The sequence below is a fragment of the Halomicrococcus pelagicus genome, from assembly GCF_051917725.1.
Taxonomy (GTDB): Archaea; Halobacteriota; Halobacteria; order Halobacteriales; family Haladaptataceae; genus Halomicrococcus.
In genome coordinates, this window is record NZ_JBQBLX010000006.1 from 116208 (window position 1) to 133076 (window position 16869).

Annotated in this window: 12 protein-coding genes and 1 pseudogene; 8 read left to right on the top strand and 5 right to left on the bottom strand. The window is 58.7% G+C overall.

Annotated features, from left to right (window positions below):
• Positions 1-183 precede the first annotated feature (183 nt).
• From ACTF4R_RS21205 to ACTF4R_RS16575, 5 genes and pseudogenes are all read left to right on the top strand, one after another.
• On the top strand, positions 184-411 hold the full coding sequence (locus ACTF4R_RS21205) for a DUF8066 domain-containing protein (protein WP_473965268.1): 228 nt from the start codon (positions 184-186) through the stop codon (positions 409-411).
• Between the two features lie 53 nt (positions 412-464).
• Positions 465-623: pseudogene (locus ACTF4R_RS16560) on the top strand (IS200/IS605 family transposon protein TnpB); the annotation flags it as partial.
• 230 nt (positions 624-853) lie between these two features.
• On the top strand, positions 854-2911 hold the full coding sequence (locus ACTF4R_RS16565) for a hydantoinase/oxoprolinase family protein (RefSeq protein WP_440008954.1): 2058 nt from the start codon (positions 854-856) through the stop codon (positions 2909-2911).
• Positions 2912-2913: 2 nt separating this feature from the next.
• The gene (locus ACTF4R_RS16570) at positions 2914-4674 is read left to right on the top strand and encodes a hydantoinase B/oxoprolinase family protein (protein WP_440008955.1); all 1761 of its coding nucleotides are present in this window, start codon (positions 2914-2916) and stop codon (positions 4672-4674) included.
• The gene (locus ACTF4R_RS16575) at positions 4671-5003 is read left to right on the top strand and encodes a cupin domain-containing protein (protein WP_440008956.1); all 333 of its coding nucleotides are present in this window, start codon (positions 4671-4673) and stop codon (positions 5001-5003) included. Before ACTF4R_RS16570 ends, ACTF4R_RS16575 begins: the two co-directional genes overlap by 4 nt.
• Positions 5004-5336: 333 nt before the next feature.
• On the opposite strand, the gene ACTF4R_RS16580 is transcribed toward ACTF4R_RS16575, so the two are convergent.
• The 3 genes from ACTF4R_RS16580 to ACTF4R_RS16590 all read right to left on the bottom strand — a co-directional run bounded on the left by ACTF4R_RS16580 (position 5337) and on the right by ACTF4R_RS16590 (position 7496).
• The gene (locus tag ACTF4R_RS16580; protein WP_113276468.1) at positions 5337-5600 is read right to left on the bottom strand and encodes a hypothetical protein; all 264 of its coding nucleotides are present in this window, start codon (positions 5598-5600) and stop codon (positions 5337-5339) included.
• A 116-nt stretch (positions 5601-5716) separates the two neighbouring features.
• Positions 5717-6370, bottom strand: a complete 654-nt coding sequence (locus tag ACTF4R_RS16585) for an AsnC family transcriptional regulator (protein WP_440008957.1) — start codon at positions 6368-6370, stop codon at positions 5717-5719.
• Between the two features lie 73 nt (positions 6371-6443).
• The gene (locus ACTF4R_RS16590; protein WP_440008958.1) at positions 6444-7496 is read right to left on the bottom strand and encodes a S66 family peptidase; all 1053 of its coding nucleotides are present in this window, start codon (positions 7494-7496) and stop codon (positions 6444-6446) included.
• Positions 7497-7904: 408 nt separating this feature from the next.
• On the opposite strand from ACTF4R_RS16590, the gene ACTF4R_RS16595 reads away from it, so the two are divergent.
• The 3 genes from ACTF4R_RS16595 to ACTF4R_RS16605 all read left to right on the top strand — a co-directional run bounded on the left by ACTF4R_RS16595 (position 7905) and on the right by ACTF4R_RS16605 (position 11000).
• The gene (locus tag ACTF4R_RS16595) at positions 7905-8402 is read left to right on the top strand and encodes a DUF1214 domain-containing protein (protein WP_440008959.1); all 498 of its coding nucleotides are present in this window, start codon (positions 7905-7907) and stop codon (positions 8400-8402) included.
• A gap of 379 nt (positions 8403-8781) precedes the next feature.
• Complete coding sequence (locus tag ACTF4R_RS16600; RefSeq protein WP_440008960.1) at positions 8782-9267, top strand: DUF1254 domain-containing protein; 486 nt, start codon at positions 8782-8784, stop codon at positions 9265-9267.
• A gap of 77 nt (positions 9268-9344) precedes the next feature.
• Positions 9345-11000, top strand: coding sequence for a SulP family inorganic anion transporter (locus ACTF4R_RS16605; protein WP_440008961.1), 1656 nt, complete (start codon positions 9345-9347; stop codon positions 10998-11000).
• Between the two features lie 1089 nt (positions 11001-12089).
• Here the strand turns inward: ACTF4R_RS16605 and ACTF4R_RS16610 are convergent.
• Entirely contained in the window at positions 12090-14924 is a 2835-nt protein-coding gene (locus ACTF4R_RS16610) for an MEDS domain-containing protein (protein ID WP_440008962.1), read from the bottom strand.
• Positions 14925-15403: 479 nt separating this feature from the next.
• Entirely contained in the window at positions 15404-16714 is a 1311-nt protein-coding gene (locus tag ACTF4R_RS16615) for an MFS transporter (protein WP_440008963.1), read from the bottom strand.
• Between the last annotated feature and the right edge of the window lie 155 nt (positions 16715-16869).

The window sequence follows — 16869 nt, forward strand, 5'->3', positions numbered from 1 at the left end:
AGAAGCCCACCCCTTCACAGTTGCTCCGAACGTCGATATGCGTGCAGCTTTCCAAGTAAACCAAGAAACAGTAGTTAGATACACGGCTTCTTTATTTAAGGTCACCTCTGGAGCCGATGAGCAATGCAGAGCGTGAAATAAGCAGAGATAAATATTCTATATATAGAAAGTTAAAGGCGAACTATGTCCGGTTGGTCTCCGCCATCAATTCCTCGCACGTGGCTTGTCGGAATTGGCGTCCTGTACGTACTCCTGCTCGGCTACTCCGTCATGATCATACAACAGCTACTATCTGTCGTCTGGCTTAGCGTGCTGCTTGGGGTATTGTACCTGTCCTGGCGGTTCGTCGCCGCTGTGGAGGCTATTGCTGACGCATTACAACAGATCGCTCATCAACGGAATCAAAACTGAGAGATACACGCGCTGTATTCAGCATGACGTTTTCGACAGTAGATTGATAACTAGTCGGGTCCCTACAAGAATACGCACGGCCCGTGCGCCTCACGTGGGACGACCACAACTGGTCGGAGCTATCACGCTCTCCCGAGAGGTCAAGTCCCAACGAGGAGCGCACAAACCGGAGTACCGGCGACAGAAAACTTGTCTCCGTGGGTGCGGCATAGCCAACATCCCCACCGGAGGAATCCCACGGCTGGAGCCGTGGGAGGATGTCAAGAAGGGACGGTGGTTGCGTCGGGACTGGTGGCTCGCCCTCCGGGGTAGATCGGTGTGCTTTTCGTTCGTGTTATCGCATGTTTGTCTACGATTTTCTCCCTTCTGTGTTCGTTTAGTTCGTGAGACGGCGTTTTTGGCTACGAAAAGTTTAACCTCGCCCTCGTTGGCATGGGATAGCATGGCAGACAATGGTGCGCGGGTCGCAGTCGACATCGGTGGAACCTTCACCGACTTCGTCGCCGCCCGCGACGGCCAGCTCGAACTCACCAAAGCGTCGACGACCCCGGACGACTTCGCCGACGGCGTCCTCGCAACACTCGAAAAGAGCAGCCTCGACCCGACCGACGCCCAGCAGTTCGTCCATGGAACGACGGTCGTCATCAACGCCATCACCGAACGCGACGGCGTCGACTGCGCACTCATCACGACCGACGGCTTCCGCGACGTCCTCGACATCACGCGCGCGAACCGTCCCGGCATGTTCGACTTCCGGTATCAGAAACCGGAGCCGTTCGTCCCACGCCGACACCGGTGGGAAGTTGCCGAACGAATCGACCAGGCCGGCTCCGTCCTCACCGGCCTCGACGAATCCGACGTCCGCGCCGCAGTCGAAGACATCAAAAAAGCAGGCATCGACACCATCGCCGTCTCGTACGTCAACGCCTACAGCAACCCCGAACACGAACGTCGCACGAAAACGATCATCGTCGAGGAGTACCCCGACGCCTACGTCACCCTGTCGCACGAACTCACCCAGGAATACCGCGAATACGAGCGCACGAACACCGCGGTCCTCAACTCGTACGTCCGACCAATCGCGGACGCCTACCTCGAATCACTCGAAGGCAGCCTCGACGACCGCGGACTCACCGCCAGCAAGTATGCGATGAAGAGCAACGCAGGCACTAGCGGGTTCGAACACGCCAAACGAACGCCAGTCGAGATGGTCGAGAGCGGGCCGGTCGGCGGCGTGTTCGGTGCCGCACACCTCGGCGACCGTATCGGCGAACGGAACGTCATCAGCTTCGACATGGGCGGCACGACGGCGAAGACCTCGCTGATCGAGGACGGCGAGGTGGACATCGAGACCGACTACTGGCTCGAGAGCACCCCGAACTGGGAGGGCTATCCGCTCAAAATCCCTGTCGTCGACATCATCGAGATCGGCGCCGGCGGCGGCAGTATCGGCTGGATCGACCAGGGCGGCTCGATCAAGGTCGGGCCGAAGAGCGCCGGCGCCGACCCCGGCCCCGCCTGTTACGGACGCGGCGGGACCGACCCCACCGTAACCGACGCGAACCTCCTCACCGGCCGTCTCAATCCGGAGTACTTCCTTGGCGGCGAGATGCCCCTCGACGTCGACGAGGCGCGCGCCGCACTCGAACCGATCGCCGACGAGTTCGGCGTCGACGAACACGAGGCCGCACACGGCATCCTGCGCGTCGTCGATTCGAACATGACGAACGCACTCAAGCAGGTGAGCATCCGCCGCGGACACGACCCTCGCGAGTTCGTCCTGGTCGCGAGCGGCGGCGCGGGACCGCTCCACGCCGCGACGCTCGGCCGTCGACTCGGCGTCAAAGAGATCGTCGTTCCGCGCGCGCCCGGACAGTTCTCCGCGTGGGGGATGCTGATGACCGACCTACGGAAAGATTACGTCCGGACCGACGTGATGGCGTTCGGCCCCGCCACGGCTGCCACCGTCGACGACCGGTTCGCCGAATTGACCGAGCAAGCCCGAGCGGCGTTCGATGCTGAAGGAGTCGACCCCGAGGAACTCGAACTCGCGCGGAGCGCCGACCTCCGGTACGCCGGCCAGGAACACACGGTCACCACGCCCCTGCAGGACGGCCACGACGGGATCGACGACCGGACGATGACGGCGACGCTTGAGCGGTTCCACGAACTGCACGAGAAGACGTACAATTTCCACCTCGACGACCCCGCGGAAGTCGTCAACCTTCGGTTGACGGCGACAGCGGCGGTCCCACGGCCAAGCATCGAGCCGGTCGACCGAACCGGCAGCGTCGACGACGCCCACAAGGAGACGCGGCTGGTCGATTACGGCGCAGACGGCGAACACGACGCGCGCGTCTACGAGCGCGAACGACTGCCGGTCGAGGCAGCCATCGACGGCCCGGCGATTGTCGAAGAACCGGCCTGCACGACGCTCGTCCATCCGGACCAGCGCGTGACCGTCGATGACTACGGTACCCTCCATCTCACCGAGGCGTAACCATGTCAGAAACCACATCATCAGACGTCGAAACCGACATCGACCCCTTCACGCGGGAAGTGATCGCGAACGCCCTGCAGAGCGCGGCCGAAGAGATGTTCATCAATCTCGGCCGGACCGCCAAATCAAGCGTCATCTACGAGACGCTCGACTACGCCTGCGGCCTCGTCGACCCCGACGGGAACGTCGTCGCGCAAGCGAACGGTGTTCCGGGGTTCCTCGGGACGCTCAAGTACGGCGTCGAGGACGTCGTCGACAAGTACGGCACGGACGGGTTCGAACCGGGCGACGTCGTGTTGGTCAACGATTACTCCGGGGGGACGCATCTGAACGACGTCGCGATGGTCGCTCCGGTGTTCGCCGGCGACGACATCGTCCTGTTCACGGCGTCGAAGGCGCATTGGACCGACATCGGTGGGAAAGATCCGGGGTCGTGGACGACCGACGCGACCAGCGTCTTCCAGGAGGGGCTGCAGCTCCCGATGGTCAAACTGTACGAAGGCGGTGCTATCAACCAGCACGTGCGCGACATCATCGAGGCAAACACGCGGATGCCGGCGATGACGCTCGGCGACATGCAGGCCCAAGAAGCCTCGATGGACGTCGCGGCCGACCGCGTGGGCGAGGTCATCGACAAGTACGGCAAGGCGACGGTCCTCCAGGCGATGGTCGAGTACCTCGAGTGGGGCGAACAACTCGTTCGCGAGGAGGTCGAGGCGCTGCCGAATGGAACGTATACGGCGACCGACGCTATCGACGACGACGGCATCACCGACGACCCAATCCACGTCGAAGTCACCGTGACGATTACCGACGATGCGGTCGAGGTCGATTTCACCGGGAGCGACGACGCGGCGACCGGCCCCATCAATTCGCCCTACGCGGCGACGGCCAGCATGGTACGAGCGTTCTTTCAGGCGCTCACCCTTCCCGACGCGAACACCAACGAGGGCTTTTTCGCTCCTCTCGAACTCACCGTGCCCGAAGGGACGGTGTTCAACGCGACCAAGCCTGCGGCGATTGGGACGGACTGGGAGTCGTCGACCATGGCGGCCGACCTGCCCTGGCAGGCGCTCGCGCCGCACGTTCCGGAGAAGCTGGCCGCCGGCCACTTCATGAGCGTGTGCGCGACCATCGTCGGCGGCCACGATGACCGCCACGACGAGGACTTCCTCGTCATCGAACCGCAACCCGGTGGCTGGGGCGCGAGCGACGGACGCGACGGCGCGGACGTGCTCGTCTGCGTCGGCGACGGCGACACCCTCGAGATGCCGGTGGAAGTCATGGAGACGCGATTCCCGCTCCTGTTCGACCAGTTCCGACTCAACACCCCACAGGAGACCGGTCACGGCGAGTACCGCGGCGGCAGCGGGCTCGTCCAGGACTACACGGTGTACAACGAGAGCGGTGCCTTCCTGACCGCGTCGTTCGGCCGGTCGAAGCATCCACCGTGGGGCGTGAACGGCGGCCAGGACGGCAACGGCAACCACATCGAGATCGTCGCCGCCGACGGCACCAGTGAACGCCACAACAAGGTCACCACCTACGACCTCGCCGACGGCGAAACGGCACGTCTCGTCACCAGCAGCGGTGGCGGCTACGGAGACCCGCTCGACCGAGACCCCGAACGGGTGCTGGACGACTACCGCGACGACTACGTCACCGCCGACATCGCCCGCGAGGTGTACGGTGTCGTCATCGACGAGGACGACCAGACCGTCGACCATGCAGCCACCGCGAGGCTGCGAGAGGCCGGTCGATGACTCACGTAGACGTCGTTGATCTCTCGGAGAAGTGGCCCGACAGCGCCGGAACGCCGCTACCGCTCGTTCGACTCGAGGAGCCGCGGCTCGAAACGGGAAGTTACCTCATCGAACCCGGCGAGCGCGTCCCTGAGACGGGCACCACGCGCCACGACGGCGACGAACTCTCGGTCGTGCTCTCGGGGACCGTCGTCCTGGGCGTCGACGGTGCGACGTCCAGGGTCGGGCCGGAGACGCTGATACACATCCCAGCGGGCGTCGACCATTTCAGCGAAAACCGGGGTGACGAGCCAGTGCGGCTCCTCTACACGATCCTCGGCGAACTGTGAGTGACCGGAACGGTCGGCTGTCGTCCGTCCCGCTTGATTCGATCGAGCTGTAACATTTTCTCCAGATAACCGTTTCCTCGCCTATTTGAGCGACACGCTAAACCAAAGTGCCAACAGCGGGTTCTGACGGTCGTTCACGCATCGTACGCGCTCCCAGCGGCGATTAAAAAGCCAATCATAGCAGTGACCATAGCGACCGCTCCAATTCCGACGGCACCGATTCGGAAGAGGTCGCCTCCGAGTCGGTTGGCGGTGAGCAACAAGAAAACCGCAGTTATGGCGCCGATTAGCGCCAACGTGCGACCGAACCGACCAAGATCGATACCCGGTTCGCTAGACACGGTTGAGTACCTCACGAAGTACGCCATTGTACTCCTCATCGGTCGCGGCGTTACCGAGTGAGTGGATCGACTGGCAGATCCACATCCCTGCAGTGAAGCTGATGAACGCGACCATGGAGATCACTCCCACCTCTCCTTCGACAAACAGTCCCGAGACGACCGCACCGATGAACCCGAGCCCCATAATAACGTGTGTGATAATTGAACGGAGGCCGAAGTCGGCGAGTCGCACGGAAAGGCGTGCTCCAACAGGCATGTCTCAAATGTAGGCTGCGGTATATTTATGCTCTTCCAACAGGCGTTGTGTGTTGGATACACCCTCTCTATCTCTAAACAGCGCGAGAATCCTGCCGTTCACAGCGGGCGAGGATGTCAGTCTTCAGGTGAGGCGGTGCCGTTGGTGAGGGGTTTGTGCCACGCCTTGTAGGTTTTCGTCACGGGGGCAATCTCGTACTCGGAGACGAGGCCGTTGCCTTGGAACTTCGTCCGGACGTACTCTTTGATGTCGGAGAGCGTTGCGTGCCACGTCCGCACCAACAGGTCGTGGTCGCCCATGTACTCGTCGATTTCGTAGATGAGTTCTTCCTGGATGATTTCGTCGATGAACTCGGTCACCTCCTCGTTCGTTGCTGTCGTATCGAAGCGCAGCCGGACGTCCGCGTACGCGAGTTCTGCGCGCTGTAACACCATCACGGCGAGGATGTCGATGGTTCCCTCTTCGATCAGTTTCTTCCGTCGGCGGCGAGCGGCAGTCCGCGATAGCCCGACTCGTTCACCGAGTTCAGTATCCGAAATTCGGCCGTGGGTGTTGAGTTCCCGATAGATAGCGTAATCAGTCTCGTCGAGGTGTTCCTGAAGAATCTCCCGCACCTTTTCGTTTTCAATCCAGTCAGGAGCGCTCGGGTCGGTCCCACTGGTGTCGCTCATACCGCTTCCACCACGACCAACCAGAAAAAACGCCGTGCTTCCCCACCCCCCGGCCGATCCCAAGCTAGATGATTTTCCTTTGATCCGGAGTGATATCACACTAAATGCTACCAGAAGTCGCGTGCTGCAGACAGAGGGTACAGTCAGTACGATAGGTACTGTTAACGTCGTCTCAGTCGAAACTGATTTCGTTGGCTTTCGGATCGATTGTTACAGTTCCACCGATCGGAACGGGGACGATCGGATTTGTATGACCAAAATCGACATTGAGCACGACCGGTGCAGTCGGATTATACATAGTGAAGATATCGATGATAGTCTGCCGTACTCGTTCTCGATAGTCCTCGCGATCGTCTTTCGATCGGTCGACGAGGTGTGAACGTGCTTTGATCCGACCGACGAGCAACCCATCGAACCGTTCGAGTAATCCTCGCTCGCCCATCCCCAGGAGCATCCGCTGGACAACCCCAGGCTCGGGTAATTCCTCCGAGGTTTCTAATAATAACACCTTCCCGTCGAGTGCTTCAGGCGACGGAACGTGCTGATTTGCGGCCAGTTGTAGATACGTAACTTCGAGATTGCCGCCCCAGGTTCGTCCCTTGGCGAAAGCTTGGCCGCCGTGCCACGACCACCCGGGGTTCCCGTCCATTTCGGGAGACTGATCAAGATTCTCGGGATCGTCCCATCCCAAATCTTGGTCTGTAAACTCGGGGGCGGGCTGAATTGGTCCGATCGAATCGTCGAAAAAAGCCGACCGAAGTCCAGACTCTAAGTACTCGGGCAGCGGTCCCGGAATGGCGAACTCGGTGAGTACGTGCCCGCCATAGTACGAGACGAGACCGTGGTTCCAGAGAAACTGTGCGAGATTCGTATTATCGCTGATGCCGTAGAATCGCGTCGGATTCTCCCGGAGTAGCTCTCCGTCCAGATGGTTAAGAACCCTGATCTGGTCGTTCCCACCGATTGTTGCGATCACACCACTAATATCCGGTGCTGCGAATGCTTCTTCAATATCCTCCGCTCGCTTCTCGGGATGGGCGTACAGGAATTCATCATCCTTCTTCGCCGTCGGGAACTCGACCGGTTCGAGATCGAACACTGAGCGAATTCGTTCGAGACCTCTCTCGTAGACGTGCGGGAAGGTCGCCGCAAGCCCAGACGCAGGAGCCACGATCGCTACTTTATCCCCTCGCTCGAGAGGCGGTGGAGCAATGAAGTCGGTCATATCTCTCGTTCCTTTTACCGTCAGTATATCCTTGGGTCACATGAAACGCTGGGTTGGATACGCGCCCTACTTCTTGCACGGCCAATTCAATCTGACAAGACTCTATGAGATGGAGCGTGTTGCACAGAGAGGATCTACTTCACGAAGCAGCTTCGAAACTGTAGGTTACGAATGTCGGCTCTCACATTACGTATATAGATGGTATGCCTTTCGGCGAGGGAAATCGACACGCGAATATCACGTCATATCAATCGTCTCGGTATCATCGTCGATATAGATGGTAGTCCCGAACGCCTCTGAGCGCTTTGCAACAGTCTGGAGGATCTCACGGGCTTTTTGACCGGTTGCAAGCGCCGGTGTGCCGCGCTGCGGAGTATCAGGACCACCGGTCAGGAGGGCTTGATCGACATGAATGTCTGGCAAGTCCTTGCGCCGACGGGGGATTTCAGAACCGACTGGTTGACCCGAGCCGTCATGGCCGACTTCGGCTATGCGGGCCCTGACTCGCCCAAATCACACGTCGCTGGGTTCCGATTCACTGACGCGAGCGGCGACCCATTGGACGGGTCGACGCGGTACACCATCACGTTCAACCTCGACAACCTGCCGCCGGTCACCGAATTCTGGTCAATTCCGATTTACGACGCGCAGGGCTACTTCGTCGAGAACGAACTCGACCGGTACAGTATCAACAGCTTCATGCTCGAAGAAGGATTGTTGCACACCGAAAACGACGAACTGGTCATCTACGTGCAGCATGAGAAACCGGACGACCCCGAGAAGGTGAAGAACTGGCTGCCAGCCCCCGATGGAGGCATGCGCTTTGCGGCCCGGTTCTATGGTCCTCACTGGTCGCTGGTCGATGGCTCTTATGACATGCCCGAGGTCGTCCCTACGGAGGAGTGACGACTTCTAACTTCATCTCCAACCAGACAGATCCTCTGTATTCAACGGCCTAGTCTTGGCGGAGTTCTGGTAGTTCGATCAGCTACTGGTGAATAGAACGCGCGAATGAAGCAGGTGTCCGATCTCGGAATGGGGCGGGTTGAGTTGCTCAGCGCCGAAGAACCTCTTTCCGATTCTGGCTGAATTGGTCGATCAACAGCTCTTACTTCCATTATATTAATATTTTATGTTATTTTACCATCATCTCTTTATCAGAGGTTGTCGTACGAGAGTGGACGTTGGGTAGAGCAGTGCTGTTGTGCAACGAATGAGAAAAGGAGAGGCATGAGCCATAACCAACGAAACACACGACACGACGGCTGACGCAGAATCCAAAACGATGCAGGCAACCCGCCGAACCGCGCTTCGCGGAGCCGGCCTCGCCAGCTTACTCGCGATGGGCGTCGGCAGTACCAGTGCCCACCAAGACACGCCGAGCCAGACCACCAAACAAGCCGAGCAACAGACGACGGACAAGACCGATGCAGTCCCAGTGACATGGGCGAACTACCCACGCGCCAACTGTCATGCTTCCTTCGAGCCAACCGTCAACAATGGTATATTCGGACAGTTCATACATGAAAGAAATCTTGTACCTATCGGTGCAAGGAATGAGTTGGGTATCGGGGAGAATCGTGACACGCTCTACTCACTCGGGGTGTTCGATCTGACCGAGCCAGTCACCATCACGAAACCAGACACCGGTGACCGATACCAGTCGATGAATGTACAGAATGAGGACCAATATGTGAAGATGTCCGTCACCGACCCCGGCAAGTACACGATAAAACAAGACCTGATAGGTGGAAATCTGCTAAACAATTAATTTAAAAAATATAATCATTAATGACAACAAAACGTTTAACGAATCGGATTCGTCGACGATTCTCATCAATCCTCCCGGTGCGAGAGTGGCTTCCACAGTATGACATGGCGTGGCTTCGTCTGGACATCGTTGCGGGAATAACCGTCGCAGCAGCGGTCATTCCCGAAGGATTGGCATACGCATCGCTAGCGAACTTGCCACCGCAGACAGGCTTGTACGCCGGACTAATGGCTGTCGGTGTGTATTTATTTCTCGGCACCTCTCGGCAAGTCATTGTGGGACCGACCTCAGCACTGGCGATTTTGCTCGCGAGTGGTGTCGGATCAGTTGCTGCCGGGAACGTCGCTTCGTATTCGTCGCTCGTCGTCGTGACGACGTTGCTTGTTGGTGTCGTTGCAGTCATCGCGTGGACGTTCCGATTGGGCTTTCTTGTCCACTTCATCTCAGAGACAGTACTCACGGGATTTTCCGCCGGAGCAGCATTGTACATCATGTCAACGCAACTTGGGAAACTGTTCGGAATCGAGGGTGCGTCGGGCCCATTCTACCAGCGGATATGGTACACTATCTCCCATCTCGGTGAGACAAACCCCGAGACACTAACCGTCGGCATTGCCGGCATCACGTTGCTAATTCTCGGTGAGCGGTTGCTTCCGCGCGCCCCGAACGCACTCATCGTCGTCATCCTTTCTATCGTGCTCATGGCAGTGACAAATCTGGAAGCCCGCGGCGTTGACATCGTCGGATCGATTCCAAGCGGTCTTCCCTCGCTGACGGTTCCGGCGATTCCCGATATTTCGACATTGAGTGCCCTCACCCCGATCGCCGTCGCATTGTTCCTCCTATCGTACGTCGAGGGCATCAGCGCAGTCGAGACGTTTGCCAGACGCCACGACTACCGAACCGATCCGAATCAGGAACTGCTGGCCGATGGCGTCGCTAACCTCGCTGCTGGCTTCGGTGGCGGATTTGTCGTCGGCGGCAGTATGTCTCGGTCGGCACTCAACGACGCCGTCGGCGGCAAAACACAACTCACGAACGCTGTTGTTGCTCTCGTTCTGGTCGTCGTCCTGCTCTTTCTCACTGGCGTGTTTAGGACTCTCCCAGAAACGATACTCGCAGCAGTTGTCATCGTCGCCGTCAAAGCCCTTATCGATACGACTGCACTCCGTCAACTGTACCACGTGAGCAAGAGCGAGTTCGCCATCGCGATGGCGGCCTTGCTCGGAGTTCTCACAGTCGGCATGCTCTGGGGTGTCTTCGTTGGTGTAGTCCTCTCGTTGCTAGTCACGGTTTCCCAGGTTAGCAATCCATCGACACACGAACTCGGTCAAATCGCCGAGACGGATCATTTTGTCGCTCTCGACCTGAATCCGGCGGCGACGACCCTCCCAGACGTATTCGTCTACCGTGTCGAAGCCGAGCTGTTCTACGCGAACGCGGATACAGTTCGGTCCGATTTTCTCGACCGTCTCGCAGAACGTAACTCCGTCGAATTAGTCGTCTTCGATCTCACATCATCACCGACGGTCGACTTCGGGGCTGCACAGACGCTGGAGAAACTCCAGCAGAAACTCGAATCACGTGGAATCGATCTCCGTTTCGCGGGGGCGGAGTCCGACGTGGTACAGATGTTCGAAACGACGGGACTCGCGGCGAAGGCTGGCGGCGTGAACCCCGAGGAATCGATCGCTGCCGTCATTGACCGCTGGAGGGTGGAGCAATCGTCCTGACCAGATAGAACAAGCGTCCACGCGAAAGCCCTGCCCTCAACAAGGAGGTCAGTTACGACCGAGCGAAGTAGGGTAGGGAGTTGACTCACGCATACGGGATTCATCTCACGACTGAAGTCGTGGGCTTTCTCCCTGCGACAACTGTATTCGCGTAGTAAACTTCGCATGTTTTCAGGCACAGGAGGCGGTCACTCGTCTGTTTCCGGCACATGCCGTGGCAAGAACGTCGACGCGATAAGCAGGAACAGCACGAACAGTATGAGAAGGAGCAGCGCCGCCTGTTGAGCGTCGAACATGCGGCCTCGAAGATGCCTTCGAGCAACTTACGGTATAATAGTCGTCTTTTTCGGGGTGGTGAGCGTCGGATTCAGTTGACATCTGTGTCTCCGGGGCTGTTGACTCCCGGCGAGTGATATCACTCGCGTCGGCCTGCCGTCACGTCCGATGCAGCATCGAGCGTTCCATCACGCAGTGCATCAATGATGGACGGCGACCGGCATTAATCGACCTCGTTGCTGCGGTCAGAAATACTCCTTTCTGGCCTCGTCGAAACCCTCAAGCGATGATGGTTTCAGGCGTTGTGCTGAATAGAGGGCGCGTATCGGTCACAGAACGAGGCAGAAGTCGTTTGGTCTCGAAGACGTAGCTCACGAGTCGATATTTCTCAACCATCTTGATATGCGCTATCTCCGAGGACCGGAGGGGTTTTGTAGCAATAGCAGAAAGAGGGAGTAGACGGCACGGTCAGGCAGCTACCTTTCAGCTCACGTGGTTTCCACGTGTAGTTACCGCTGGCTGGCCTACCCCGTCTCTCTAACAACGACGAGCGCCTGCTATTCCATAACCAGAAGGTACCGAACCGAGAGCGTGAGGTTCCCACGTCTATCTACCTGGAATTTCGTAACTAATCGGGGCGGTGAAGACACCCTCTGTATTCAGCACTCCGATTCCATCACCAGCTAGGTTGGTTATTCTGTTACTGATGAATACAGGGTGTGTATCGTGTAGTCACTGTAGCACTCAAGAATCTACAACCACGAACCAGGTACGGCTGTAGACAGAATAAAGAAATCGTATTACCAGCTACCGTCACGTAACGTTGCGGAACTCGAACCGGGCACCACCAGCCTCGCTTTCAGTGACTGTAACGTCCCAATCGTACACCTCGGCAAGTTTCTGGACGAACGCCAACCCGAGGCCGGTCCCACCGTTGTCCGCGGCCGTGGTGTATCCCTCGTCGAACACCGTGTCGCGGTCCTCAGGCGGGATACCAACGCCGTCGTCGGCCACGTAGAACCCGTCATCGAGATCGCCGACGGTGACGGTCACGTCGCTCCCACCATGTTCGACGGCGTTCTCGAGCAGGTTCCGGAACAGGTGGCGGACGTACGTCTCGTCGATCCGTATCGTCCGGTCGAGGTCGACGTCGAGCGTCGCGTTGAGCGTCTCCACGGTATCCCACGCCTCGCGGGCCACGTCCGCGGGGTCCACCGGAGCGCACTCGTCGACGGCCTCGCGACCCCGGGTGAGTAGCAGCAGGACGTCGATCATGTCCTCGATGCGGTCGAACGACTCGGAGATGTAGCCAACCGCCTCCGGGGCTGTGTCCTCCGGAAGTTCGTGGCAGTACATCTGGCCGATCATGGTTGGATTCCGAAGTTCGTGTGCGAGCAGACTCGCAAACGATTCGAGCCGGTCGGTCTTCTGCTTGAGTTGGGCTTCCCGGTGATTGCGTTCGAGTTCGTAACTCACGCATTGCCCCATCAACTCGAGGAACGTCTCCTCGGCCTCAGTAAACTCCACATCTCGGGGTGACAAGTCCGTGAAGCAGATAGTGCCGTAGGCCTCATCGCCGACGGTCAGTTGTACCCCGGCATAGCATTCGAGGCCGAACTCGTGGTAGAGGGCATCCCCGTCCCAGCCCGCTTCCCCGGCGTCGGTGGCGGTGACCGTCGACCCGGTGTCAACGACCCGGCGACAGTAGTTGTCGGTCAGTGGCGGCGTGAGCGTCCCCTCATCGAGGTCGGAATGAGAGCCGCGCATCTTCGTGATTTCGAACGACTCTTCGCGCTTGCGGGTCAGCATCCCCACGGGAAGGTCGAACCGTTCACAACCCAACTCCAGCAGCTCCGCGATCTTCTCATCGGTCGAGAGGTCGCGGTCGGCCGTGATTCTGTACAGTTCCTGTTGATCCTGCTTGTGTTCGCGGTGCTCGAGTTCGTAGCTCACCCATTGGCCCATCAACTCGATGAATGTCTGTTCAGCTTCCGAGAACGGACGGTCACGTGAGTTCGCACTTCCGAACCAGAGCGTTCCATAGGGAGTGGCGCCGCTCATCACCCTTGTGCCGAGATAGCTCGTCAAGCCGAACTGTTGGTGAATCGTGTCCTCAGCCCAGTCGGTGCCACTGACGTCTGCCATCGCGACCGGTTCGTCCTGCTTGATGGTCTGCCGACAGAAGCACCCAACACCCGGGTCGGTCCACAGTTCTTCGTCGGGGTCGACATCGAAACCGATGCCCTTCTCTAGGCGGAACGGGCCGTCCCACGATGGAAGGTGATTCAATCCGGCCATCTCGACACCAAACTGCTCACGTCCCACCTCAAGTAACTGCTCGAGTTTCTCCTCGAACGACGAATCGGGATTGGATGTGATTTCGTAGCACTTTCGGAGGCGCCGCTCGCGTTGGCGGCGGTTGAGTTCGTAGCCGACCCACTGGCCTATCAACTCGAGGTACATCCGGTCCTCCTCGGAAACGGATACCGTTTCGGTATCATCGGCGGGGACGAACGCGAGTGTGCGGTCGGAACCGCCGTCGACCGGGATGTACGTGCCGAGATACCCTTCGACGCCGAACTCCTCGTAGACGGGGAGGTCGTCGTAGCCCTCGGCGGCGGGGTCGGTGATGTTCGCGGCCGCTTTGATGTCCACGGCGGCCTGACAGTACGTTTCCGACAGTGGGAGTTCGCCGCCGACCGTGTAGTGCTCGTGGTCGCCACTGGCGTATTCGATCTCCAGATGGTCGTCGGCAGGGTCGACGCGGTTGAGGAATCCGAAGTCGATGTCGAACTGCTCGCATCCGAGGTCGAACAGGGCGTAGAGTTTCTCCTCGAACGACCGGTCTTGACTTGCGGTGATGGTGTAGAGGTCCTCCAAGAATCGGTCGCGCTGCTGGAGTGCGGTCTTCACCTCGGTGCGCTCGCGAAGCGTCCGGAGCATCCGCTCGTTCTCATGGGCGAGGTCATCGTCGCCGAACAGTTCCTCGGGCGGCGTATAGTAGAAGTTGTGGCAGGCCGCCCCGTCGTAGACGAGATGGGGATGGGTCCGAACGATGTTATTGATGACCTCCGGTGTAAACAGGTCGCGGTCGTACTGGCAGATGGCGAACACGTCTTCGGTATCGAACAGATCGTTGATCTTCGACTCGTACTCAATCAACTGCTCGACCGTGGTGTCGTGGGCCTCAATCCACGACATCTCGGCGACGAGCCGAAGCGCCTCGAAGTCTTCGGTGGCTTCGGCGGTCGCGTCGGCGTAGAACTGAATCATCTCGTCAGGGTCGAACGACCCGTCCCGGAGGTAGGTCTCGTCGACAGTGTAAAACGTCAGTGCTCCCGAATCGAGCGCGGCCTCGACGTCGATGCCGGCGTCCTGCAACGCCGTCCGCACTTCGGTTTCGGTGCTCTGGTCGACGACGTACGCAATTTGTTCACCTTGGTCGAGGCCATGGCGAACGAACGGAATGGCCGCCTCGAATTTCTCCGCGGGCCTCTCGTAGATTTGTGCGAAGTGATCATTGCAGTCGTGGCCGTCGAGGTCCTCGACGGGACCGTGGAACTTGGGGCTCGACCGGAACGCCTCGAGCCCGGTCTGGAGCGTTACAGGATCGTCCGTGGTGGCGGTTGGGGGTGCATGCTCACTCATGGAGATTCCCTTCCTTTACTGTGTGACCGTAACCCCCCTAGTTCTCCCATTCTGTGTCCCATTATGTATGAAGCCAGTGCCTGGGTCAGAAAAAGGTTACTGTCACACCAGGGGTAGTTTGTGATGAGTACATCCTCTGTATTCAGCACCCGACTCGTGTCAGCCAGGGAAGTTTCAACAGGGGCCAAACACGGTGGCCGGTACCTGCTCTCTCCCGTTGGCTCCGAGCCGATAAATGCCGACACAACTGCCGTACTAACGGATAGCCGTACGGCGTCAATCCCGAACTGTGTCCCGAAGGCGGCGACGCCGCTGAGACGTGCGTCACCGACTCAATCCCATGGACTGAGACCCAGTTGCTCCCATACATTGGGGCGAATGTGACGCTTGCGCGATAGCGGCCCCCGTCGCTGTCCAGAGAGCGCAGAAGCGGCCACAGTCTCATCTTCGCACAGGGCGACTACTGTTAACGAACGGGCTCAATCTGCAGGCTGGACAGCTGTCGATTCTGACTGTTCTTGTCTCGTCGCTCGAATCGCCATGGCCACAAATGCCACCGCAGCAGCGCCAGCACAGCCCGCAGCCACCCAAAATGCAACCAGCGCCGAAGTTGCATCCCAGATCGCCCCGACTGCCAGCGGCCCGATCAGTTGCCCGATCTTCCACGAGATTGACCGGAGCGAGAAACTTCCGGCAACAGCGTCAAGTCGTTCTCCCTCTTCGACGAACAGCGTCATGCTGGCGGGCAGCCGAATGCTGTCACCGACTCCAAGGATGCTATAGGCGGCGAACAGCCCGAAGAACGCAGGTGGGAGCACCATCGTTTTCCCGGCTGCCGACAGGGAAACAGCGGAAAGGATTTGGGTAGCAGACCCGGCTAACGGGATGAAGATGATCCCGACCGCATAGACAGCTGCACCTGCGAACACGAACTTGTAACGGTGCTCTGCTTGATCAACAAGGGTTCCCATGCGGCCTTGGAGCACGGATTTCGTGAGTTTCCCGCCGGCGAGAATTCCGCCGATAGCTAGTGGATTGATGCCAAATTGTGTTTTCGCATAGATTGGTAGGAAGATGATGACGGCCATCTTAGCGATGCTAAACCCGAAGCGGAACGACACAAGTCCACGAATGGCTGGGCGTTTCAGGAGTGCTTTGAGCGTGTTTAGGCCAGATGAGTCTGTGGCTTCCGTTTGCTGACCGGGATTGTCTCGGAGATACCGATAGACGGAAAGCGTGGCGAGAGTGGTGACAGCGATGAGGACAGTGTAGGTGGTTTGAAAGCCATAGGTGTAGAGGAGGAGTCCGCCAAAGATAGTGCCAGCGAGACTGCTAAAGGCAGCCACCTGATTGTAGCTGCCGAGCCAGAGACCACGTTTTCCGTCGGGGCTGATTTCGCCGACGACGGTGCTACCGGTGATCCAGAGAAGGCTGGCGCCGATGCCTTGGAGGGCACGGAGGATGATAACGTGTTCGACAGCGGTGACGAAGGTGAAGCCGGTGAAAATGGCGATATTGAGGAAGAGGCCGGCGAGGAGGTAGCGTTTGGAGTTGCCGGTGTCGATGACCCGCCCGAGCGGGAGTACGATGAGGAACTGTGTGAGGGCGAAGACAGTTCCGAAGAGGCCCTCGACGGTGCCGGTGGTTTGGAAGAGGTCGGCGTACATGGCGAGGGCGATGAGGATGGTGGAGTATGCTTGGCTGCGGGCGAAGGCAGTGCTTGCGAGTGCGATGAACTCTTTATTCTTGAAGAGTTCGAAGAGTGAGGTAGCGTCGTCTGCGTTGGTCACGGTGGCTCACCCCTAATAGCCGCCCAAATATAACCCTAATTACAGAAAGAATCTCATGGGTGAGACAATTCCACCCAAACAAGTGATAAGCACCGTGCGTCCAGCATGTCGCTGTTCAGTGCAATCCAGTTGGAAGGCAGTGTTTGCCGCATGGC